Source organism: Halobacillus sp. ABR2_026, from assembly GCF_056158545.1.
On record NZ_JBSWTM010000001.1, the window covers coordinates 3253625 to 3275788 of the forward strand.

Consider the following 22164-nt stretch of genomic DNA (forward strand, 5'->3'; position numbering starts at 1 on the left):
GTTTTTGCTACATCTCACAATAAAATTCATAACCATTTGTGTATGCGACAGGGAAAGTAAGGTCAGCTTTCCTTGCATGTGCTAAAACTAAGGTTATTTAATTAGGCTCTGTTAAAGTTCAATGTTGATATTTGCATCAACGGATGGAAGTGACAATGAATGAAAGGATGGTAAAAGGGAATTTATTTCCAAGTATCAAAACCTTGAGAGGATTTCCTTTCACGATGTAACCATTGAATCTTGTTAGATTATTATTTCGAAACGGAGTCTTAAGCTAAATGGCAGGATTGTTGAAGACTTGATTTCGAGACTTCTGTGTTGTGGATAGGGCTGCGGGGAATGACTCGCTTTCCGCGGGAGCGCGGTGAGCCTCCTCGGACTACGTCCTGCGGGGTCTCACCAAGCACTCTCTTCCCGCAGGAGTCTCGCCATTCCCCTCCGCCCCTTTGCCATATAAGTCTCTCGAAACCACTACTTAAAAAATCAGCTGTATGGGTAAGAGAAGGGAATGATATCATCTCTACCCCATGAACGTTTAGCATACGCAAATGCTTGATACTACGTATGATCTGCCCGTCTAGGGGAGAAGAATTGTACTAATCCATACAGATGTTCGAACCTCAACCATTCATGCTCACCCTTTTTAAAGTGGCTTCGAGACACTTATAAGGGAAAGGGGGCGGAGGGAAACGGTGAGACTCCTATGGGACGTGTGGGACAGGTGAGACCCCGGAAGGCGTAGCCTGAGGAGGCTCACCGCCCGCCCCATGGAAAGCGAACCTTTTCCCGGAGCCCCCTAGAATCACACAAACATCTCGAAGCTGAGTCTTCCACAAACGGGAGCTTTAGTTGAATAAACCAACTGCAAAAAAAGGAACTTCCATAAAATTAGAAGTTCCTTTTTTGCAGTAACATCAACACTAAACTTTAACAGAGCCTTTAATTAAAGGGTTTTCGCACTTCCAAATAAAAAAACCCCAACAATAAAGTTGAGGTCATCTTTATACGTCCTTGCTCACAAGGTTTTTCTTATTCCTAAGCTGAGGACCAGACTCTTCATGTACTGAAAGAAACTCGTTCAGTAGATACTTTCATAACCTGCTTCGACTCACTCGCCTCCAGAGCAGCTAAGATTACCTGCAATGACTTCATCCCTTCCTCTCCTGTAATTAGAGGAGATCGTCCATTCAGAACCGATTCCACAAAATGGTCGATAACATGAGTGGTTGTCTGGCCTCCTTCTCCATTCGTTTGAATCTTATCCAGGCTGTAGCGGACACTTTCTCCATTCTTATAGGTTACTTTCAGAGAATAATCAGGATCGTTCTCGAGCTCCATAATGCCTTTTTCTCCATAGATAACCGTTGAGTTATCATTTCCGGAAACGTAGGACCAGCTGGCAGTCAAAGTACCAATCAATCCAGATTCCATTTTCAGAATACAAACGGCATTATCATCAACGTTCGTATGTTCTTTCGCTGAAGTTTGGACGAAAGCACCAACCTCTGATACTTCACCTAACAAATAACGGATAAGATCCGCTTTATGTACGCCAAGGTCCCCCATCGATCCGACGAAGGCTTTCTCTTTTTCAAAAAACCAGCTGGACGATCCGTCAATGCTCCAGTTTTCAGGTCCTCCATGGCCAAAGGTCGTCCGAAAACTGTAGACCCTGCCTAAGTCTCCACTTTCAATGATCTTTTTCGCTTTCTGATGAGAAGAGACGAAGCGTTGATTGTGAGCGATCATCAATGTTTTCTGATTCGTTTTGGCAGCTTCATTCATAGAGTGAGCTTCTTCTGCAGAAACGGCCATTGGCTTTTCACAAAGCACATGCTTCCCTTCATTCAAAGCATGGACCGTAACCGGCGAATGTAAATAGTTGGGTAGACAAACACTGATGGCATCCACTTCTTCCAGTTCCAGCACCTTTTTATAATCCGTAAAAGCTACGGCCCCGTACTTTTGTGCCATTTCCCGTGCTCTGTCTTCCACAACATCACAAACCGCTACAATTTCCACATGCTCGTTGGCCTGATACTCAGGAAGATGTCGTTTCTGAGCAATACTTCCACATCCAATCACACCTACTTTAAAATTCCCCATTGCCTATTCATCCTTTCGATACAAGATTTTTTGCGAGATGTTCTGAACTTTGTATTTCCACACGTGTTCCTGATTTCGACGATTCATGAAAAGCGTGCATCACTTCTAAAATATGCAAGGCTTGCCGGCCGTCTGTTCTGAAAGAGGTTTGATGTTGTATGGCCTCCACCATTTCAACGATTCCTAATCCCCTGCTGTTACCGGAATGAGGATGGGTTAGTGCTACTTCCGTCCATTGATCGTCCTCTTTTGTTTTCATGAGTACTGGACCGCCAAAGGTATTCGGATCGGGCACTCTCAAGGTTCCCATTTCCCCGTAAATCTCCATTAATGGAGTTTCCGTGGCGGCAACATCAAAGCTCATCGTCACCATAACAACCGGTCCTTTTTCAAATTGTAAAATCCCTGAGTAATGCGTCGGAACCTCTACGTTTAGCTTTGTTCCTTTCTTGGCGCCTGTTTGAATTCTTCTTTCGCCCAGATTCTTTTTAGCAACTGCCATGACGGACTGAATCGGGCCTAATAATTGAACAAGGGTCGTTAGATAGTAAGGACCCATATCAAAAAGAGGACCTCCGCCTTTCTGATAAAAAAATTCCGGGTTTTCATGCCATCGTTCGGGTCCTAATTTGAGCAGGGAGGCAGCCCCTGCGGTCGGGGTACCGATCACCCCTTGATGAATCAAATCCCAGGCTGTCTGAATACCTGCACCAAGAAACGTGTCCGGTGCGGCACCTACCTGGAGCCCTTTTTCCTCAGCCAATTCCACAATCTTACGTCCGTCTTCTAATTCAACAGCCAGCGGTTTTTCACTATATACATGCTTGTCATTCTGTAAAGCTTTCAGTGAAATCTCAGCATGAACCGCTGGGGGAGTTAAATTTAGGATCAGGTCTATATCTTTCCGGCTCATCATTTCGTCCACAGAAAGGTTTATTACGTGATAAAGTTCTGCTTTCTTTCGTGCCAAAACGTCATCAATATCTGCACATGCCACAATTTCAAAGGTTGAAAAGCCCTTACTATTATTAAAATATATATCACTGATGTGTCCACATCCGATGACACCGATGTTCAAAGGCTCCATAAAAAGCACCTCTCTTTCCTCTCTTTCCTATTCTTTTACGGCTCCACCCGCTAGGCCTTTGACCACCTTTTCCTGGGAAAAAAGATAGATCATAAGGATGGGCAGACTGGCAAGTGTCAACGCCGCCATTAGCCCTGGAATGTTGACCGAAAATTCTCCTCTGAAATCCTGCAGCCCGAGAGGAAGAGTCATGCTTTCCGGACTGGAAATGAGCACCAAAGCAAAAATGAATTCGTTCCACAAATGAATGAAGTTATAAATCAACACAGTCATTAATGCAGGCGTCAACATGGGAAGGATGACCCTCCAGAATACACCAAAATGCGTGCACCCATCCATTTTCGCTGCCTCTTCCAGCGACTTCGGAATTTCCTGCATGAACTGAGTCAAGATAAAGATAGAGATGGGTAAGCTGAAAGCTATATACGGACCAAGCAGCGCCCATAATGTATCGTAAAGACCGATATTTTCTGTCAGTTTAAAAATGGGGATCAGCGTAGCATGAATGGGCAGCATCATTCCTGAGATAAAAATCAAAAACAACACACGGTTAAATTTGAATTTCATCCGGCTGAGTGGATAACTAGCCAGAGACGCAATGAACATGACAATGATGACAGCAAGGAAACTGATCAGGATGCTGTTGAAAAAGTAGCGCGTAAGCCCCATCTCAAAAACAGAGGCGAAATTTTCAAGGTTGAAGGATGTAAAGAATGAAAAAGGAGCCTCGAAAAAAGTCGTCTGATCCTTCAACGCGGTCGACAACATATAAAGAAAAGGAAATCCTGTGAATACGAGCAGCAGCAAAGCAATGGCGTACAGAGGCATTTTCTTGAAGGCAGCTGTCATACATATGCTCCTTTCTTTTTACGATAGTAGTCCAATAGTTGAATGATGATCGTCACGACCAAAGCAATAAAGAACATCAGAAAAGCAATCGCACTGGCGTACCCCATATTGAAATTGATGAACGCTTGCTTGAACATGTAAGTACCCATCAATTCTGTGCCATGGTTTGGTCCTCCACCTGTCATAATATAAAAAATATCAAAAGCCTTTAACGACCCGACAATAGCCAAGATGGAAGAGCTTACGATTGTAGGCATCAACATAGGTAATGTAATGTGAATGAATTTGGTCAGAGCATTGGCTCCATCCATCTTCGCCGCTTCATACAATTCCTCTGGGATGCCGACAATCGCCGCTTTGAACAGAATCATATAAAAAGGCGCAAACTGCCAGACGACAACAAGCAATACAGCAAACATAGCCGTATCTGCCTGGCTTAGCCATGAGACACTTTCAAGGCCAAAGAGTGTGACGAGTTGGTTAATGATACCGTTGATCGGATCATACATGAGCACCCATAACAATCCGATGGCAACCGTAGACATAAGAAAAGGAAAAAAGTAAACACTGCTCATAAACCGGATGCCTTTGATCGGGGCAAATAACATCATGGCCATTAAAAGGCCCAGAGGAATTTGCACAAAGACCGATACGATAACCACCCAGGCGTTGTTGGTTAATGAAGTCCAAAATACAGCATCCTGAAACAGTTGAATGTAATTGGCAAAGCCGACAAACGTCATCTCACTCATTCCATCCCATTGGTGAAGACTATAACGGAAGGTGGAGAAAATCGGATAAAGAACATAGACGGCATAAACGATGAAAGCTGGAGCAATGAAAAGCAGGATCGTAAGCGCATCTTTAAATTTAACGTTTGTACTTTTAGATTTCGTTTTGGACACGGCTTTAGAATGTGCCCTTTTATTCACCATTGTTTGCACAAGACCTCTCCTTTCATAGGGTGGAGGGGGAAAATCCCCCTTCCTTTATTCCAGCTCTTCCTCGGCCTTTTTCTCCATTTCGTTCGCCGCTTCTTCCGGTGTCATATTCAAACCGAAAATGGCCTGTGTTGTATCCTTATGAAGCTCAGCAAGTTCCGGCGGAAGTGTCTGATCGTAAGGCATCTGTAAATGCGTAGCCTGCTCGACAACTTCGTAGAACTCACTCGTAAATTCATCAGAAGGAACGACATCTTTCACAGCAGTCAGTGATCCAGTGCGATCCGTATAATTGCGTGCCGTTTCTTCACTAGTCAATTCTTTGATCAACTCCTTAGCTAGTTCAGGGTGTTCAGAGTTTTCCGCTGCAGACCAGACCGGTCCAGTCGCTGCCCCTACGTGGGTTTGATCGCCTTTACCGCCTTCAACTTTAGGGAAAACGAAAAAATCCAGCTTTTCTTCAAAGTCAGGGGCTTCACTTCGAACGTTGTTCAAAAAGGAGATTGTCATATCCATCATTGCTGCCTGTCCTGAATACAGCAGCTGTCTTCCTGTTCCTTCATCATATGGAACACCGTTGAACCCTTCATTGAATGCGTCTTTTTCCACCATTTCCTGTATGTACTCTCCTGCTTGTACATACGCTTCATCATCGAATCCTTTACCTTCTCGATTAAAAGCGCTTTCAAAAAGCTCCGGTCCCTCAATACGGCTGGCAAAATTCATGAGATAATACGCACCCGGCCATTTAGTTTTATTAGCTAAAGCAATAGGAATGACTTCATTTTCATTCAACGTATCAATGATGGTCAGCCATTCTTTATAGGTTTCAGGTTCTTCCAACCCGTACTCTTCAAAAATTTCTTTATTATAGAAAACGACATCAATAGAAAGACCTAACGGAAGCCCATAAACTTGATCATCAAAAGTACCATTCGCAAGAGCCAATTCATTAAAGTTCGACGGCTCGATATCTTCCGTAAGGTCCATGACTTTATCCTGATCGACGAACTGTTTCAACCATCCACCACCCCAGCTATGGAAAACATCGGGAGGATTCCCTCCTGACATCGCAACGGAAAGTTTTTGTTTATAAGCATCGTTCGGAATCCTCAACACTTTCACATCGACGTCCGGGTGATTTTCTTCAAACCTTGCTACTGCTTCTTCATAGATTTTTTCTTTCTCACCCGGGTCTATATGCCAGAATTCTAAAACCTTTTGATCACTTCCCCCTGAAGAACTTGAAGAATCTCCCCCACATGCTGTCAATACTAGTACTAAACCAAGCAACATCAAACTACCTATTTTTTTCAAAGTAACCTCTCCTTTTTACTTGAAATCAAATGGATGTAACGTTTTGACGCTGTAGATAACGAAAGCTCTCCTGTATACTATCTAAGGCAGATCCTTTCGACTGGTCTTGTTCTACGATCCACCATTCCACATCATTCTTTGTAACTTTGTCCAACACCCCTTTGACATCCACTCCGCCTGTTCCTAACTCTGCAAAAAACTGTTCCCCGTCTAATGTCATATCTTTCAAATGGACGAGCGGTGTACGTCCTTTATATTGCTCCAACCATTCTTGAGGAGACTCACCAGCTTTAGTTAACCAATAAATATCAAATTCTGCTTTCACCCATTCGGGGTTTGTTTCCGATAGGATGAATTCTAATGGGGTCCGCCCATCTTTCATTCGCCGTAGTTCAAAATCATGGTTGTGGTAGGAGAGGCTTATGCCTTCTTCAGCAGCCTTCCGTCCCGTTTCATTTAAAAGATGGACAAGACGATGATAGTCTTCATCCGTTCTCCTATCCTGAGGTAGATGCGGGCAAACAATGTGGGAGCTTCCAAGAACCTTTTGTACTTCAATCACTCTCTCCAAGTCACTTTCTAATGAAGGAAGTGGGATATGACTCGATGCTGCTTTCAAACCCAAATCGTCTATATAATCCCTCAATTCTTTTGGCTGAAGCCCCCAATATCCGGCAAACTCCACACCATCGAATCCAATCTGAGCGACTTTTTCCAACACTTCTTTAAAGTCTTTCTCACTCTCTTTCCGTAATGTAAACAATTGAAGACCTACAGGTATGTTCGTCATTATTTCCACTCCTTTTATCATGAATGTAATCGATTACATTTGATTCTGATAAAAATTCGGCCTCCTTTTCTTCCTAAAATGATTCACTTTGTAATCGATTACATTTTCACCTAAAAATTTTTACATGGACAGTAATTCCTCTTTCAACTTGGCCCCACAAGATTGTCGAATGATCAATTCATCCGGAAGAACATGCTCCGTTTGGGAAATCATTTCTCCATTCAGCTTTTTCATGAGGAGTTCCATGGACCTCTCTCCCATCCCATGCAAGGGCTGCGCAATCGTTGTTAAGGATGGATTGAACATGGATGCGAATTTGATATTGTCAAAGCCGACAACAGCAAGATCTTCTGGAACTTTAACACCAAGTTCATTGGCTGCATTAATGGCACCGATTGCCATATCATCACTGGACGCATAAACGGCTGTTGGAGCTTCCTCTTGTGAAAGCATGTCCAACATATGTTCATAACCCGACTCATAGGTGAATTCTCCTTCCCGAACGAACTTATCTTCAAACTTCAGCCCATGTTTTCTCAGTGCATTCTGATACCCCTCGCAACGATTCCTTGAAATTAATGAATAGGAAGGTCCGCTAATGTGGGCAATTCTTTTGTGCCCAAGTTGAATTAAATGTTCTGTTGCTTTTTCACTGCTCCCTACATTATCAATAGATACAAATGGAATCGTAGGTGTTTCCAAATGAGCAGTCGCAAGGACGATCGGGTATTGCTGACTGATTTCAATTAGAGTTTCCTCATCTAATTTAGGAGAAAGCATGATCATGCCATCGACCTGCCTCTGCTTTAAATGTTCAATAGAAGCATATTCGTTTTCCAATTGATTATTGGTGTTACGAAGCAACACACGATAACCATTTTTTGAAGCTTCCTCTTCAATCCCACCGACGATTTCAGAAAACACTGTGTTACTGATGTTCGGAACAAGAACTAAGATTGTATTCGTTTCTGTTCTTCGAAAATGTCGGGCCAGCATATTCGGTTGATAGTTCAACTGATTGATAGCATCATGTACTTTCTCCTTTGTATTTGTCGTTACAGCATCCGGATTCCTTAAAACCCTGGATACCGTTGCGGTTGAAACCCCCGCTAATTTGGCTACGTCACTCATCTTAGGCATATCTAATTCTCCTGTTCTACCAACAATGTAATCGATTACATTCAGTGTAGCGGATTGATTTCTGAATTGCAAGATAATTAAGCATGTTTTTTAGTTTGTCTAAAGAAATAGCATATAATATCTGCCATCACCAGATGTTTGTAGGCGTTTAGAATACCTTATATACGTTTCCTTAATAAACATCCCTTTCACTTGATTTGAGTATAAGAATAAAACTCCCTCGCTTACATTTGTTTATTACACACAAATGTAAGCGCTTATATTTTGTAGTTTCAACGAACGGTTATAGATGAAAACGTGGTAAGGTAGAAGATGGACATTTTCAAGACCGCCCCTACATAGACGGTTACAACAGGATGAGGAGGGTAATGATGCTAGAAATATTGAACCAAATCAATGATGTACTATGGGGAACTCCCAGTTTGGTCCTGTTATTCGGGACAGGGTTGTTTCTGACCATTATGTTAAAGGGCCTTCAGTTCAGCAAGCTGTTCTACGCCTTTAAACTCGCTTTTACGAAAGAAAACAAAACGGAATCATCTCAGGATTCCCAAGGGGATATCAGTAATTTCAAAACATTAATGACAGCGCTGTCAGCGACGATCGGAAACGGGAATATCGCGGGTGTCGCTACAGCCTTGACCCTTGGAGGTCCAGGAGCGATTTTCTGGATGTGGATCGTCGGCCTGTTAGGGATGGCGACCAAATACTCTGAGGCTCTCCTTGCGATGAAGTATCGAGTGAAAAATGAGAACGGAGAATATTCCGGTGGACCGATGTATTATGTTGAACATGGAATCGGAAGAAAGTGGAAGTGGCTCGCCGTCGCATTCGCTTTGTTTGGCGCCTTTGCTGCTTTAGGAATCGGAAACAGTGTACAGTCCAATACCATATCAGACGTCATGACGGAAAGCTTTCATATTAATGGTTGGTTTACAGGAGCGGTTCTGGCTATCTTGACGGGGCTGATTATTTTCGGAGGCATTCAACGAATCAGTACAGTGGCGGGATTTTTCGTTCCGATCATGGCCTTCCTTTATATTGGCGGGGCTCTATTCATTATCATCGCCAATTACGAGGCGATTGTCCCTGCTTTTGAAATGATCTTCCAATACGCATTCAGCCCGGTTTCGGCCGCGGGTGGTTTTGCAGGTGTTGTCGTCATGGAAGCCGTCAGAAGCGGTGTATCCCGAGGTATTTTTTCAAACGAAGCCGGTTTAGGTACGGCCGCATTAATTGCCGGTAACGCTAAGACCGATCATCCAGTAAAACAAGCGCTCGTTGCCATGACAGGTACGTTCATCGTAACGATCGTCGTCTGTACGATGACTGGACTTGTGCTGATTATGACTGGTTTTTGGGACCCTTCCGGTGGAGCGATCTCAGGCGTTCAGCACGCCACCGGCCTGGATGGCGGCGCTCTTACAAGTGCAGCATTCGGACATGCACTAGGAACGATAGGCGAATACATCGTAGCCTTTTCCGTCATTTTCTTCGGATTTTCGACGATTGTCGGATGGTATATGTACGGAGAAAAGTGTTTTGAATACCTCTTAGGTTTACGCTATATCGTCCCTTACCGTTTCATCTACATTACGGCAACCTTTATGGGTGCCGTCATGCAGCTTGATCTTGTATGGGCATTTGCGAATATGGCGAATGCATTAATGATGATTCCCAACTTAATCGCTTTGCTGCTTCTTTATAAAGTGATCGTGAAAGAAACGAACCACTACTTTCATGATTATATTCATCAGCATCACTACACGCGATCGAAAGCAAGCTAATCTTATGGTGGAAACAACCTGTCTTCGGGCAGGTTGTTTTTTCATTCAGGCTTCTTCCTTGTGATCCATTGATGGAATGAAGACTTGACTTTGATTATATATATCGCTGCTAGCAGCTCCTTTCATATACATTTCAAATTTCTCGTAATCCAATGTTAACTTTTCTCTATAAAAGTGTACCTGTTCCAGTACCTTCACCACTTCCAAAAGCAAATCAGCATTCGCTTTCATATCTGTTCTCAATCCAGCGATGCTGTAAAAAAGGAGCGAGTCAGCTCTCAGCTTAGGCTTCTCAATAATTTTGATCATCTCCAGCAGTTCAGGGCGACGGTAGGGAGACCCTAAATATCCCAGGTCACTGTACCTTTTTGTAATGGTCAGATCATTAGCTCTACAGTACCGATGCAAGACTTTGTCCTGGTGAACGATCCGTTGAACAGGAGACCACGAGTTCCTGAAATTCATAGATTTTCGATAATAACAGAACACATCTTTCATGCTCACTCACATCCCGTTCACGTAGTTCCAGGAAACTGAAGACATAAAAAAAGCATAATCCTCCAGCCAGCTGGATTCATATGCTAGTATCGCCCTTTTACCCGTACAAATATTCTTATTTAACTAGATTTACGTAGAAGCCTACGGGAGTCAGCAGATGACTTATGATCCCCCAAGAAAGATGCCTCCATAAACGAGGGAACCAAGAATGACAAAAGCGGGATGAACTTTCACTTTCTCCAGGAGAAGAAAACTTACCGCAATCAATAATCCCATCTGAAGGAAACCGCTGCTGTCGTAAGAAGTTTTGAAAAACTGGAAAGCCATAAGTCCGAGTAATACAGCGATGGCCGGGCGGATTAAGTTGGTCATCTTTTTTACTTTCGGTGAGTTTTTAAATTTGGCCAGAAGGCTCATTAATAGAATCATTAAGATTAATGAAGGAGCGACCGTGGCAAAAACCCCCACGACAGCACCTAAGATCCCTGCTTGCTGATACCCGATAAACCCAGCCATCTTGGTGGCAATCGGGCCGGGTAAGGCGTTGGCCATGGCAAGCATTTCACTGAACTCTGCGACAGACATCCAATGGAATCGATCGACCACTTCGTTCTCAACTAAAGGAATCGAAGCAGGCCCCCCACCGTAACCGACTATACCTGGAATAAAGAAAGCAATAAATATTTTCCATAACATTAAGATGATCGCTCCTGACGTTTAAGAGGGGGGCTTTCCTCTTTTTTTTGAGGCTTAAGCAGCGCATAGAGGAGCAGGGCAAAAATGATGATCCCGGGATGTATACCGCCCCATTCGATGAGAACAAGAGAGCCTGCTCCGAGTATTATCGTTGTGATCCAACCTATATTCATTTGCGCCTTTTTGATGAAATCATACGTCAGCTTTGCCAACATCACACCTACGACAGGGATAACCGCCTGGGTCATTCCATTCACCCATGGCTGATCCCTGAAATTGTTTAGCGAAGTAATTAACACGATCATGATGATGATGGTCGGCAAAATCGTAGCCAGTACGGCATTCACCATCCCCATCACCCCTGAGACCCTGTAGCCGATATAGCCTGCCATTTTGGTGGCAATCGGCCCGGGAAGGGAATTTCCTAATGCGAGAACATCACTGAAATCATCATCATCCAACCAATGATATTTCTCGACAACCTCCTTATGGACTAGCGGAATAGAAGATGGTCCTCCACCATAGCCGAGCATCCCCACTCTAAAAAAAGCGATAAAGAGATTCCATTGCTGCATGTGCTCAACTCCTTTCTAACCCCTCCTTTCCATTAATAAGCAGAGATTGTCCCATCCGTCCGAGACTCCGTCCCCCCATACAATGTCCCTGTATCCGGGTCGCGCCAGATGATTTGGCCCCTTCCAAAAGCACCGGACTCCAGCTGCACTTCTATGTTGTGACCTTTTCGGGTCAGAGCTTCTGCGACATGTTTAGGAAAATGGGGTTCCACCCAGACGGTCTTTTCTTTCATCCATTGCCATCTGGGTGCATCTAAAGCAGCCTGCGGGTTCAAGTGAAAATCGATGGTATTCATAGCCACTTGCACATGGCCTTGCGGCTGCATGAAACCTCCCATCACCCCGAACGGCCCGACAGGATTCTGTCCTTTTGTAAGAAAACCGGGAATGATCGTATGGTAAGATCGCTTCCCACCTTCCAGAGCATTGGCATGGGCAGGATCAAGCGAGAAATTATGACCGCGGTTCTGCAAAGCGATCCCCGTCCCAGGTACCACTAAACCTGAACCGAATCCCATATAGTTGCTTTGAATAAAGGAAACCATATTCCCTTCCGCATCAGCTGTTGCTAAATAGACGGTTCCACCTTTAGGAGGTGTGCCCGCTTCCGGTGTGCCGGCAACATCACTAATTTGACCTCTTCGTTCTGAGGCATAGTCATCATTCAGCAGTTCATCTGCTCGAACGTCCATATAGCTTTCATCCGCCACATATTTCTCCCCATCTGAGAAAGCAAGCTTCATCGCTTCGATTTGTTTATGGTACGTACCCTCCGTTTCCTTCCCATCCAATTCAAACCCTTTAAGTATGTTGAGGGCAGATAGTGCTACGATTCCCTGCCCATTCGGAGGGATTTCCCAGACGTCATACCCTTTATAATTCACAGAAATGGGGTCCACCCATTCAGGCTTAAAGCCTGCTAAGTCCTCTTTCGATATGTACCCATCATATTTGTTGGAAAACTGATCGATCTGGTCTGCCAGCTCCCCCCGATAAAAAGAATCACCTTTCGAATCAGCAATTTTCTTAAGCGTTTCCGCGTGAGCTTCAGACTTCCAAATTTCACCGATCTTTGGCGCCTTTCCATTCGGAGCAAAGGTATCGAACCAATGTGAAAATTCTTCTCCAGTCAACGTCTCTTTAAACTTCTCCACGGCCATCCCCCAGAACTTCCCTAAGACAGGAGTAATCGGATAGCCTTCTTCTGCATAAGAGATGGCCGGAGCCAGCAAGTCTTTAAATGGAAGCTTTCCAAAACGATCGGACAGTTCCACCCAAGTCCCAGGGGCACCCGGAACTGTGACAGGGACAAAGCCATATTTCGGGATTTCCTCATACCCTTTCTTTTTCAACTCCTCCCTGCAAAGAGAAGAAGGAGAACGCCCGCTTCCATTCAGTCCATAGAGTTTATCTTTCACCCAGACGAGAGCGAACGCATCCCCGCCGATGCCATTGGAAGTCGGTTCGACGACGGTCAGCGCTGCTGCTGTGGCGATGGCCGCATCAATCGCATTCCCTCCCTTCTGTAACATGGACAAACCTGCCTGAGCAGCTAACGGTTGGGAAGTCGCGACCATGCCGTTTTTGGCCATTGTCGTGTGCCGAGGCGTTTGATAGGGATTGTACAGATGATCTAAATGCTTCATTTTCGTGCTCCTTTCCTGGACCATACGTATTCTTCTATAGTACATTCTTAAACTTCATGACAGGCGACATAGTGCCCCTCTTTCACTTCCCGCCATTCCGGCCGTTCTATGCGACAGCGTTCATGAGCAAGTGGACATCGGGTATGGAAAGGACAGCCCGTTGGATAATCAGCCGCATTCGGAAGTTCTCCTTTCAAGCGAATCCGCTCCTTTTTCTTACCGACCACCGGCCTCGGAATCGCTGATAAAAGGGCACGTGTGTAAGGATGCAATGGATTTGAGAAGAGTTCCTCTGAAGATGCAAGTTCTGCCGTCGCTCCTAAATACATCACCAGCACACGGTCGGATATATGTTTGACCACACCTAAATCATGAGAAATAAACAAGTAAGTCAGCTGATGGGACTTTTGCAGCTGTTTGAGAAGCTGAATGATTTGTGCCTGGACGGACACATCGAGGGCGGAAACCGCTTCATCGCAAACGATCAACGAGGGATTCAAAGCCACCGCTCTTGCAATCCCGATCCGCTGCCTCTGTCCCCCGCTGAATTCATGCGGGTACCGGTCGGCATGTTCTTCTTTCAATCCGACTTCCACTAACAGCTGATGGACTCTTTTTCTTCTTTCCTTTTTATTCAGCTTCGTATGAATGATATAAGCTTCTTCCAGGGCATCTCCAATCCGCTGTCTCGGATTCAGCGAGGCGTATGGGTCCTGAAAAATCATCTGCATCTCTTTTTTATATTTTTTCAACTGACTGTCGGAGAGGCCGCCGATTTCTTCTCCTCGGAATTTGATGGAACCGGCCGTCAAGCTTTCTAAGCCAAGGATGGTTCGGCCGAATGTCGACTTTCCACATCCAGATTCCCCCACGACCCCAAGCGTCTCTCCCTCCATCACGTCCACCGATACGTTCTCGACCGCCTGGACATTGGAAGTTGTCCGCTTTAAGAAACTACTCTTAATCGGGAAATACTTTTTGACGTTTTCGACTTCAAGAATAGGCTTTGTCCCGGTACTCATTCGTTTCCACCTCCTCGTGTAACCAGCATTTAGATTGGTGTTGATCGGAAATATGAAAATCCGGCGGAACCTTTTCTTTGCATTGATCCATGGCATAAGGACACCTTGGATGGAAACGGCACCCCGGGATTTTTTCATTTAAATTAGGGAGCGTACCTGGTATAGCTTCCAAGCGATGATCCTCGTCATCCACGTTCGGAACGGAAGCTAAGAGCCCTCTCGTATACGGATGCTGCGGTCGTTCAAAGATCTCCTCGACCGTTCCTGTTTCCACTACTTCCCCTGCATACATCACCATCACCCGATCAGCTACTTCTGCGACAACCCCCATATCATGCGTGACCATCATGACGCCCATTCCTAATTCTTCTTTCAATTCGTCAATCAGATCTAAAATCTGGGCCTGGATCGTTACATCGAGCGCAGTCGTCGGTTCATCCGCTATTAACAAAGACGGGCTGCATGCGAGAGCGATCGCAATCATGACTCTCTGCCTCATGCCGCCGCTCAATTCATGAGGATACTTTTTGAGGACATTTTCCGGATTCGATAACCCCACTTGGCTGAGAAGCTCGATCGCCCGTTTGTTCTTCTCCTTTTTCCCAAGGTTCGTGTGCAAGTGCAAGGGTTCCAGCATTTGATACCCTACCGTAAAGACAGGGTTTAAAGCTGTCATAGGTTCCTGAAAAATCATAGAGATATCGTTTCCCCGGTGCTTTCTCATCTGTTCTTCTTTTTTCTTCGTCAGCTCTTCCCCTTTAAACGTGATTGTTCCATCACTAATTTCTCCATTATCCGGCAGCAGCCCCATCACGGATAATGTTGTGATACTTTTTCCACACCCGGATTCGCCGACGATACACAGTGTTTCACCTTCATGAACAGAAAAAGAAACCCCTCGCACAGCGGGGAGTTTTCCCTCAGCTGTGCGGAAAGAGGTGACTAAATGATTGACATCTAATAAAGGTTCCATCCTACACCTACTCTCTACTTACGTTATAAAGAGACCATTGGCCGGTCGGGTCAACAACCAAACCTTTGACGGAGCTATCAAATGCTGCCGTAACCACACCATGGTGCATAGGCACCCATACCCCATCATTTACCGCCATCACATTCGCTTCGTGAAGTTTCTCCTGACGAACTTCCTGATCCACGGTCGTCCGGGATTCATTCACAAGCTGATCGAATTCACTGTTATCATAAGCCGTACGATTGGAAGATCCGATGTTGTCGGAATGCAGATTCGGATATAGCAGTTCGCTCCCGTCTGCTGTACTGTTCGACCATCCGAGGAAAGTCATTTCGAAATTCCCCTCCGTTGTCGTATCCAGGAATGTGCCCCATTCCATTGTTTCAATGTTTACGTTCAAACCAGCATCCGTCAGCTGCGCCTGGACAATCTCAGCCATCTTCATATACATATCCCGGTTAGCGGCCAGCAGCGTAATTTCCTGCCCTTCATACCCATGTTCTTTAAACAATTGCTTCGCTTTTTCAGGATCATAATCATAGCCTTCTTCAGAGGCTGATTCGTCATAACCGAATACTTTCGGACCGATGATGCTGTTGTTCTGGACGCCTAACCCGTTCAATTGCTGAACATAGGCTTCACGGTCGACGGCATGGGATACAGCTTTACGGAAGTTGATATCATCAAACGGTTCCTTGTTCATGTTAAAGCCTAGGTAATAAACCGGTGTCCCCGATTTCTGTTGAACCTCTACATTATCCATGGATTCCAAACGAGGAAGCTGTTCTGTTGGAATCGCATCAAGGAACTGTACTTCTCCTGTTTGAAGCATGGAAACAGCTGTGGAATACTCCGGAACGACCTTCATCGTTACTTCCTCTAACTGAGGAGCTCCCTGCCAGTAATCTTCATTCTTAGATAGCGATACATGATCACCCTGTACCCATTCTTCAAAAACGAAAGGTCCTGTTCCCACAGGGTTTTGGTTTAAATCTCCAGCCTGGTCGGCTTCTGGACTGACAATCGAAGCATTCGTGTGGGAAAGAGCAGCTAACAATGGCCCATAAGGTTCAGCTGTTTTGAGGACAACAGTATACTCGTCCTGAACTTCAATAGACTCTACCGGCTCCATCAAAGAAGCACGAGGAGCTGCCCGCTCTTCACTTTTGAACTCTTCAAATGTGTATTTGACAGCTTCTGCATTGAATGGCGTGCCGTCGTGGAACGTGACATCCTCCTTCAACTTGATCACCCACGTCAGAATCATCCGGATTCTCGTAGGATTCTGCAAGGTGAGGTTTGATTTCCATAGTTTCAGGATCACGGACAAAAAGAGTTTCATAGACTTGTTCAATCACGGCAGAAGAAACAGAGTCGTTGGTATCAATCGGCGAAAGACCCACCACATCAGATGTTGTTGCATAAGTAAGCTCTTGAGGTGCATTGGAACCGGAGTCCCCCTCTCCTCCTTCTGAACTGGATTCATTGCTGCACGCAGCCAGCACCATCAATAACAAAACCAATACGGATAAACTTAACAAACGAAACTTCTTCACTGTCATTCCTCCTCTTTATTGATCGAGCTCCATATTCGGGTCGAGCGCATCTCTCAAACCATCACCTACGACATTAAAAGCAAAAACAACGAGCATAATGGCAATACCAGGGACAATCGTAAGGTGCGGGGATGTAAACATGAAATCCTGACCTGCTGCAATCATAGCTCCCCATTCTGCCGTCGGGGGTTGTGCCCCTAAACCAAGGAAACTCAAAGCTGCGGTCGACAGGATCGCTGTTGCCATCCGCATCGTAGCGAATACGATGATCGGCGCCGTACAATTAGGCAGTACGTGTTTGATCAATATACGAGTGTTGCTCGCCCCAAGAGATTTCATGGCAAGGATGTACTCCTGCTTTTTAATAGAAAGAACACTCCCCCTTACGATCCTTGCACATGTAGGAATCGACCATATGCTGATGGCTATCACTACGTTCACTAAGCTTGTCCCAAGCATCGCTATAATCAACATCGCTAACAGAATGCCGGGAAAAGCGAAGAGTAGATCTACGAATCTCATAATGATGCCGTCCAATCTCTTAAAATATCCGGAGATCAGACCGAGCGTGATTCCGCCGATCAGTCCCAAGCCGACCGATCCGATCCCAACCAGCAAGGAAATCCTTGCTCCAAAGACAATTCTGGACCAGACATCCCGTCCATAGTTATCTGTGCCCAGCCAATGCCCTTCCGAACCCACGCCTAATTCGGTGCTCGTCAAACTTTGTTTTATCGGATCATAGGTTGCAAACCAAGGGGCAAAGACGGCCATCACCACCTGGATCGTAATGATTATCAACCCGAACACCGCCAGTTTATTTTTCAGGAGACGCTTGACTGTCTTCAAAGCCATCTTCTCTTTCTTCACCTTGTCCTTCTTCACAAAAACTTGTTCATTCGCCGCGGAACTTGATTCTGCCAATTCACTCCCTCCTTTCCTTAGTCATAACTGATCCTTGGATCAACAAACGCATAAATGATATCGACGAGCAGGTTAACGACAACAAACAAAGTGGCTACCAATAAAACGGTGCCTTGAACGACAGGAAAATCCCTCGCAGCGATGGCATCAATCATCAATCGGCCCACTCCGTTGATCGCAAAGACCTGCTCGGTAATGATCGTACCGCCCAATAAGAAACCAAAGTTCAGGCCAATGACTGTAATCACCGGGATCATGGCATTTCTCAACGCGTGGACCCAAACGACAACGCTCTTCTTAACGCCTTTCGCTCTGGCGGTCCTTATGTAATCCGCACGTATAACTTCCAGCATGGCGGATCGGCTCATTCTGGCGATCATGGCCGCTGAAGCTGTACCGAGAGTAATGGCGGGAAGGATCAACTGCTTCATTCCTTCCATCGTCCAAAATGGTGCACTCAAACCTCCAACCGGTAACCACTGAAGCTCAACCGAGAAGATGAGTATCAACATGGCTCCTAACCAGAAGTTCGGGATGGAGATTCCAGCGAGTGCTACCGTTGTGCTGGAGACATCAAACCAGGAATTTTGCTTAATAGCGGAAATGATTCCTGCCGGCACTCCGATTAATACAGCGACCACCATACTTGCAACAGCAAGATTCAATGTTTGAGGAAAGCGGGTAACAATCGATTCAGACACCGATTGGTTGTTTTGGAAAGAGTATCCGAGATCTCCTTGTACAACGCCTCTTATGTAATCCAAATATTGAACCAGTACCGGTTCATTCAATCCAAGCTCCGCTCGTATAGCCTCAAGGTCAGACTCTGAAGCTGTCGGCCCGCCGATGATCGTCGCTGGATCCCCAGGTGCTATATGCATACTCATAAACACCAAAAACGAAATCCCGAAAAGAAGTAAAACCAATTGAAGCAATCGTTTTACGATTAAAGCAAGCACGTAATCCCTCCTCGTTTTTAACAAATCACTTGAAAGCGATTCCCTTTAAAATCCCCCATAAAATAACTAACACTCTCCAAACGTTTTCGAAAGTTAATCAAAAATCATTTTTTAATTAACAAATGGTAATACGTTGTAGATGAGTATAATGCAATATTCAGAAAATTAAAACCCCTAATGACAAAATAATTCAAATTTTTTGTTTTTTTATCCAAAACCTTTTCCCTCGTTTGAAAGGGGACTATTTTAGTGGTAAGATTTTTGAAGGCTGAGCTTTTGAAAAAGTGAGGTGTATTTTATGCAGGAAGATGCTTCAATGAAAATTGATGACACCGACAAACAAATCCTTGAATTACTAATTGATGATGGACGACTTTCCTATACCGATATTGGAAAAACATTGGGATTATCGCGAGTAGCGGTCCGGTCCCGCGTCAACCAGCTGATTGACTGCGGGATCATTGAAAAATTCACAGCTGTGGTCAATAGTGAAAAAGTAGGGAAGCAAGTATCCGCTTTTTTCGAGGTCGACTGTGAGCCCCGGTCCCTAGTGGAAGTGGCCGAAAACCTTGCCAACAACCCCTATGTTGCCAGTTGTTATCAGATGACAGGACCAAGCACCTTACATATGCATGTTCTTGTCAAAGACTTCAAAGAACTTGAGTCTTTTATTAATAACGAACTGTATGCACTGGAAGGAATTACCCGTGTAGAAAGTCACACGCTATTGCGCAGATTTAAGAGCAGAAATGGTTTGAAACTATAAAAAAGGCCGTTGATTCTTTTTTAGAATCAACGGCCTTCTTCTTTAGAGTTATAACGGCGTGACATATAAGTGGTATAAGGTATTGGAGTCATCGACGAGTCCTGGAGAAGAAGCGAGGGAATCATTCAAAACCTTGATTCCCCACTATTCTTATAAGTTCTCCGTCTATTAATTCTTGGATTCTTGGCTCTGTATCAAGATGAGGATTGAGCCTTCATCTTAAAATCTAAACACAGTCATCCTAGGAAAGATTCGAGCTGTATCCATATAAATAGGCGACCAGTCTATGGAATTCTTCATCTGAAGAACACTCGATCTGCAGATCAATAAAGGTCATGACAACTTCTTCATCCTCAAAAGGAAAATGGCTGTTATCCACATTGGATAGGATCTCGCGTTTCGATAACCCTTTTTGCAACAACAAGTCAACGGCCTGCTTCATTGAAGATACTTCTGCCATGTGTATGCCCCCTTATTTCGTATCATTCGTCCTGTTTCCATCCAACGGGAAGATCCTCCCTAAGAGCTCAACTTTCCGTTAACAAGAAGGATGTATTCCTGTACATAACAATTACTACATACCTCTTATAAATTCCTGCTAACCCTAAGTAAGATTCCTTTATTAAGAACCTGTTGGAGCGCTTGTACGACTACTAATTTCAGCGATGCCATCAAAAAAAGCGCCACATCCAAGATTGGATGCCACGCCTCCAGCTCATTTCTCACTTCGCTTACGACTCGCTTCCTTTAAAACCCAAATCGCCATATTATAGTGGTATTCTATTTCCGCCATTGATCTCCCGTTTTTCATGGCCTCTACATGCTTAAAATATTCCAGAATCGCCTCATCAAGCTCCTTAACTCCCGTCCGCCGAAAAGGTATCAAGTCCCCCACTTCGTTCGCTCCTATCCATATTGGCTTACCTATTACCATACGAAAGGAAGGGGAATACGTGTGTGCGTTTGAATGGTTTACTCTAATCCATTTATGGCGGATTCCAAATTCCTGTGGGTCTCCACATTTCCATATTCATAAAATGCCAATATGTTTTTATTCGTGTACCTTTCATGCTCCACTACGGAAGCACTTGCGGTTTTCATCTCAAAGTCCTCCATTCCCTTCTCCCGCGCTTTTGTGGAAGGGAATTCATAAATGGAGAATGTATGACCATCTATAAAATAGGATTCAGGCAAAACGTTGTTTAATTCTCTGGCGAAAGCGGAAATGCTTGGTAAATCAGCCTCCCCTAACATCACTTCTTGGTCGGTCACAGCCGTTATCACCTCATCTAAAGTGATAAGGTCTTCTTCTTTTACTGATTGCTGACTGCAAGCGCTAAGCATGACAAAGAGTAACCCCATGAAAATTAGTTTTTGAATCATATGCATCTCTCCTGAATATGGTTATATAAAAGTCGTAACCACTCCAAATAATTACTTATCCCAATATTCAGGAAAAATAAAGGAACTCCTTTTTATCGTCTCAATCTCTTAGACAAGCTCCTACGATAAACAGTCTTGAATAAAATAAATTTTCCCACTTTTCTATTAAATGCATTGACACCTATCCTTTCCCTTGCTAACATGGCACTTAACCAAATAATGAAAGAACGATCTTATCCAGAGAGGTGGAGGGACTGGCCCTGTGAAGCCCGGCAACCGCTATGTGTATAGCATGGTGCCAAATCCTACTGAGTGAAGGCTCAGAAAGATAAGAGATTTCCATAATCTCTAAACCTCTCGATACGGATCGGGAGGTTTTTATATTTTCCAATCGAATACGATTTCTTATCCAGAGAGGCAGAGGGACTGGCCCGTTGACGCCCGGCAACCATCAAGCGACCGCTTGAAAAGGTGCTAATTCCTGCAGGAGATGATCCTGGAAGATAAGAAGAGCACAAGAGCCCTCTTCTTATTTTTGTGAAGAGGGCTCTTTCTATTAAAAAGGCTCTGTTAAAGTTCAGTGTTGATATTTGCATCAACGGATGGAAGTGACCATGAATAATAGGATGATTAAAGACTTAATTTCGAGACTTTTGTTGAGTGGATAGGGGCTGCGGGGAATGACTCGCTTTCCGCGGGAGCGCGGTGAGCCTTCTCGGACTACGTCCTGCGGGGTCTCACCAAGCACTCTCTTCCCGCAGGAGTCTCGCCATTCCCCTCCGTCCCTTTGCCATATAAGTGTCTCGAAACTACTTTCAGAAGTAGGTGCTCTCTATACGAATGGAGAGCTGTATCCCTTACCTCCATCGTATGGATGGAGGTCATAATCGCTTGTTATAGAGCACTTTCTTACTGTAAGTAGTAATAGTGGAGGATGCTCCTTCTTGATGTAGGGGTTCGATTCTCGCATGATCGAATGGGGTGGTTGGGAAGCTGCGAGACTCCCGTGGGAGAAAGGAGATCGGCGAGATCCCGCAGGGCGGTAGCCCGAGGAAGCTCGCCACTCCCCCACCGGAAAGCGAGTGGCTTCCCAGACGCCCCTAACGCTCAACCGGGCAATGAATCCCTGGTATATCTCGAAATAAAGTC

19 protein-coding genes, 1 pseudogene and 2 riboswitches are annotated in these 22164 nt (G+C 44.8%); of the genes and pseudogenes, 2 read left to right on the forward strand and 18 right to left on the reverse strand.

Features of this window, described 5'->3' with window-relative positions; genetic code table 11:
- Positions 1-1056: 1056 nt before the first annotated feature.
- The 7 genes from ACXADE_RS16715 to ACXADE_RS16745 form a co-directional block, all read right to left on the reverse strand.
- Positions 1057-2106: a Gfo/Idh/MocA family protein gene (locus ACXADE_RS16715; protein WP_474981558.1), complete on the reverse strand. Its 1050-nt coding sequence runs from the start codon at positions 2104-2106 to the stop codon at positions 1057-1059.
- Positions 2107-2113: 7 nt separating this feature from the next.
- Complete coding sequence (locus tag ACXADE_RS16720; protein WP_474981559.1) at positions 2114-3193, reverse strand: Gfo/Idh/MocA family protein; 1080 nt, start codon at positions 3191-3193, stop codon at positions 2114-2116.
- A 27-nt stretch (positions 3194-3220) separates the two neighbouring features.
- A complete protein-coding gene (locus tag ACXADE_RS16725; RefSeq protein WP_474981560.1) occupies positions 3221-4042 on the reverse strand; it encodes a carbohydrate ABC transporter permease in 822 nt (273 codons plus the stop codon).
- Positions 4039-4977 carry a carbohydrate ABC transporter permease gene (locus tag ACXADE_RS16730; RefSeq protein WP_474982259.1) on the reverse strand — a complete coding sequence of 313 codons (939 nt, stop codon included), beginning with the start codon at positions 4975-4977 and terminating at the stop codon, positions 4039-4041. The genes ACXADE_RS16725 and ACXADE_RS16730 overlap by 4 nt, the downstream gene beginning before the upstream one ends.
- Before the next feature lie 54 nt (positions 4978-5031).
- A complete protein-coding gene (locus ACXADE_RS16735) occupies positions 5032-6300 on the reverse strand; it encodes an ABC transporter substrate-binding protein (protein WP_474981561.1) in 1269 nt (422 codons plus the stop codon).
- Positions 6301-6325: 25 nt separating this feature from the next.
- The gene (locus ACXADE_RS16740; protein ID WP_474981562.1) at positions 6326-7090 is read right to left on the reverse strand and encodes a sugar phosphate isomerase/epimerase family protein; all 765 of its coding nucleotides are present in this window, start codon (positions 7088-7090) and stop codon (positions 6326-6328) included.
- Between the two features lie 120 nt (positions 7091-7210).
- Positions 7211-8230, reverse strand: coding sequence for a LacI family DNA-binding transcriptional regulator (locus ACXADE_RS16745; protein ID WP_474981563.1), 1020 nt, complete (start codon positions 8228-8230; stop codon positions 7211-7213).
- 371 nt (positions 8231-8601) lie between these two features.
- On the opposite strand from ACXADE_RS16745, the gene ACXADE_RS16750 reads away from it, so the two are divergent.
- The gene (locus tag ACXADE_RS16750; protein ID WP_474981564.1) at positions 8602-10017 is read left to right on the forward strand and encodes an alanine/glycine:cation symporter family protein; all 1416 of its coding nucleotides are present in this window, start codon (positions 8602-8604) and stop codon (positions 10015-10017) included.
- 45 nt (positions 10018-10062) lie between these two features.
- Here the strand turns inward: ACXADE_RS16750 and ACXADE_RS16755 are convergent, their stop codons facing one another.
- The 9 genes and pseudogenes from ACXADE_RS16755 to nikB all read right to left on the reverse strand — a co-directional run bounded on the left by ACXADE_RS16755 (position 10063) and on the right by nikB (position 18866).
- On the reverse strand, positions 10063-10515 hold the full coding sequence (locus ACXADE_RS16755) for a recombinase family protein (RefSeq protein ID WP_474981565.1): 453 nt from the start codon (positions 10513-10515) through the stop codon (positions 10063-10065).
- A gap of 162 nt (positions 10516-10677) precedes the next feature.
- Positions 10678-11211: a chromate transporter gene (locus ACXADE_RS16760; RefSeq protein WP_474981566.1), complete on the reverse strand. Its 534-nt coding sequence runs from the start codon at positions 11209-11211 to the stop codon at positions 10678-10680.
- Positions 11211-11786: a chromate transporter gene (locus ACXADE_RS16765; protein WP_474981567.1), complete on the reverse strand. Its 576-nt coding sequence runs from the start codon at positions 11784-11786 to the stop codon at positions 11211-11213. Before ACXADE_RS16765 ends, ACXADE_RS16760 begins: the two co-directional genes overlap by 1 nt.
- Before the next feature lie 32 nt (positions 11787-11818).
- Complete coding sequence (locus ACXADE_RS16770; protein WP_474981568.1) at positions 11819-13432, reverse strand: gamma-glutamyltransferase family protein; 1614 nt, start codon at positions 13430-13432, stop codon at positions 11819-11821.
- Positions 13433-13479: 47 nt separating this feature from the next.
- Complete coding sequence (locus ACXADE_RS16775) at positions 13480-14454, reverse strand: ABC transporter ATP-binding protein (RefSeq protein WP_474981569.1); 975 nt, start codon at positions 14452-14454, stop codon at positions 13480-13482.
- Positions 14426-15427: an ABC transporter ATP-binding protein gene (locus ACXADE_RS16780; protein ID WP_474981570.1), complete on the reverse strand. Its 1002-nt coding sequence runs from the start codon at positions 15425-15427 to the stop codon at positions 14426-14428. Before ACXADE_RS16780 ends, ACXADE_RS16775 begins: the two co-directional genes overlap by 29 nt.
- Before the next feature lie 7 nt (positions 15428-15434).
- A pseudogene (locus tag ACXADE_RS16785) lies at positions 15435-16989 on the reverse strand (glutathione ABC transporter substrate-binding protein).
- Positions 16990-16998: 9 nt separating this feature from the next.
- Entirely contained in the window at positions 16999-17838 is an 840-nt protein-coding gene (locus tag ACXADE_RS16790) for an ABC transporter permease (protein ID WP_474982260.1), read from the reverse strand.
- 86 nt (positions 17839-17924) lie between these two features.
- Positions 17925-18866, reverse strand: coding sequence for a nickel ABC transporter permease (gene nikB / locus ACXADE_RS16795; protein WP_474981571.1), 942 nt, complete (start codon positions 18864-18866; stop codon positions 17925-17927).
- Positions 18867-19182: 316 nt separating this feature from the next.
- On the opposite strand from nikB, the gene ACXADE_RS16800 reads away from it, so the two are divergent.
- Entirely contained in the window at positions 19183-19632 is a 450-nt protein-coding gene (locus ACXADE_RS16800; RefSeq protein WP_474981572.1) for an Lrp/AsnC family transcriptional regulator, read from the forward strand.
- A gap of 241 nt (positions 19633-19873) precedes the next feature.
- On the opposite strand, the gene ACXADE_RS16805 is transcribed toward ACXADE_RS16800, so the two are convergent.
- Together ACXADE_RS16805 and ACXADE_RS16810 are read right to left on the reverse strand one after the other, a co-directional pair.
- On the reverse strand, positions 19874-20092 hold the full coding sequence (locus ACXADE_RS16805; RefSeq protein ID WP_474981573.1) for a hypothetical protein: 219 nt from the start codon (positions 20090-20092) through the stop codon (positions 19874-19876).
- A gap of 512 nt (positions 20093-20604) precedes the next feature.
- Positions 20605-21015 (reverse strand): hypothetical protein, encoded by a 411-nt coding sequence (locus ACXADE_RS16810; RefSeq protein WP_474981574.1) that lies wholly within the window; start codon positions 21013-21015, stop codon positions 20605-20607.
- A gap of 230 nt (positions 21016-21245) precedes the next feature.
- Positions 21246-21350, forward strand: a riboswitch (SAM riboswitch).
- A gap of 67 nt (positions 21351-21417) precedes the next feature.
- A riboswitch (SAM riboswitch) is annotated at positions 21418-21525 on the forward strand.
- The last annotated feature ends 639 nt before the right edge of the window (positions 21526-22164 follow it).

What these genes read in the sequence shown, in the direction of transcription:
- ACXADE_RS16715 (WP_474981558.1), bottom strand. Translation starts at nt 2,106, where the DNA reads ATGGGGAATTTTAAAGTAGGTGTGATTGGATGTGGAAGTATTGCTCAG.
- ACXADE_RS16720 (WP_474981559.1), bottom strand. Translation starts at nt 3,193, where the DNA reads ATGGAGCCTTTGAACATCGGTGTCATCGGATGTGGACACATCAGTGAT.
- ACXADE_RS16725 (WP_474981560.1), bottom strand. Translation starts at nt 4,042, where the DNA reads ATGACAGCTGCCTTCAAGAAAATGCCTCTGTACGCCATTGCTTTGCTG.
- ACXADE_RS16730 (WP_474982259.1), bottom strand. Translation starts at nt 4,977, where the DNA reads ATGGTGAATAAAAGGGCACATTCTAAAGCCGTGTCCAAAACGAAATCT.
- ACXADE_RS16740 (WP_474981562.1), bottom strand. Translation starts at nt 7,090, where the DNA reads ATGACGAACATACCTGTAGGTCTTCAATTGTTTACATTACGGAAAGAG.
- ACXADE_RS16745 (WP_474981563.1), bottom strand. Translation starts at nt 8,230, where the DNA reads ATGCCTAAGATGAGTGACGTAGCCAAATTAGCGGGGGTTTCAACCGCA.
- ACXADE_RS16750 (WP_474981564.1), top strand. Translation starts at nt 8,602, where the DNA reads ATGCTAGAAATATTGAACCAAATCAATGATGTACTATGGGGAACTCCC.
- ACXADE_RS16755 (WP_474981565.1), bottom strand. Translation starts at nt 10,515, where the DNA reads ATGAAAGATGTGTTCTGTTATTATCGAAAATCTATGAATTTCAGGAAC.
- ACXADE_RS16760 (WP_474981566.1), bottom strand. Translation starts at nt 11,211, where the DNA reads ATGTTATGGAAAATATTTATTGCTTTCTTTATTCCAGGTATAGTCGGT.
- ACXADE_RS16765 (WP_474981567.1), bottom strand. Translation starts at nt 11,786, where the DNA reads ATGCAGCAATGGAATCTCTTTATCGCTTTTTTTAGAGTGGGGATGCTC.
- ACXADE_RS16770 (WP_474981568.1), bottom strand. Translation starts at nt 13,432, where the DNA reads ATGAAGCATTTAGATCATCTGTACAATCCCTATCAAACGCCTCGGCAC.
- ACXADE_RS16775 (WP_474981569.1), bottom strand. Translation starts at nt 14,454, where the DNA reads ATGAGTACCGGGACAAAGCCTATTCTTGAAGTCGAAAACGTCAAAAAG.
- ACXADE_RS16780 (WP_474981570.1), bottom strand. Translation starts at nt 15,427, where the DNA reads ATGGAACCTTTATTAGATGTCAATCATTTAGTCACCTCTTTCCGCACA.
- ACXADE_RS16790 (WP_474982260.1), bottom strand. Translation starts at nt 17,838, where the DNA reads ATGGCTTTGAAGACAGTCAAGCGTCTCCTGAAAAATAAACTGGCGGTG.
- ACXADE_RS16800 (WP_474981572.1), top strand. Translation starts at nt 19,183, where the DNA reads ATGAAAATTGATGACACCGACAAACAAATCCTTGAATTACTAATTGAT.
- ACXADE_RS16805 (WP_474981573.1), bottom strand. Translation starts at nt 20,092, where the DNA reads ATGGCAGAAGTATCTTCAATGAAGCAGGCCGTTGACTTGTTGTTGCAA.
- ACXADE_RS16810 (WP_474981574.1), bottom strand. Translation starts at nt 21,015, where the DNA reads ATGATTCAAAAACTAATTTTCATGGGGTTACTCTTTGTCATGCTTAGC.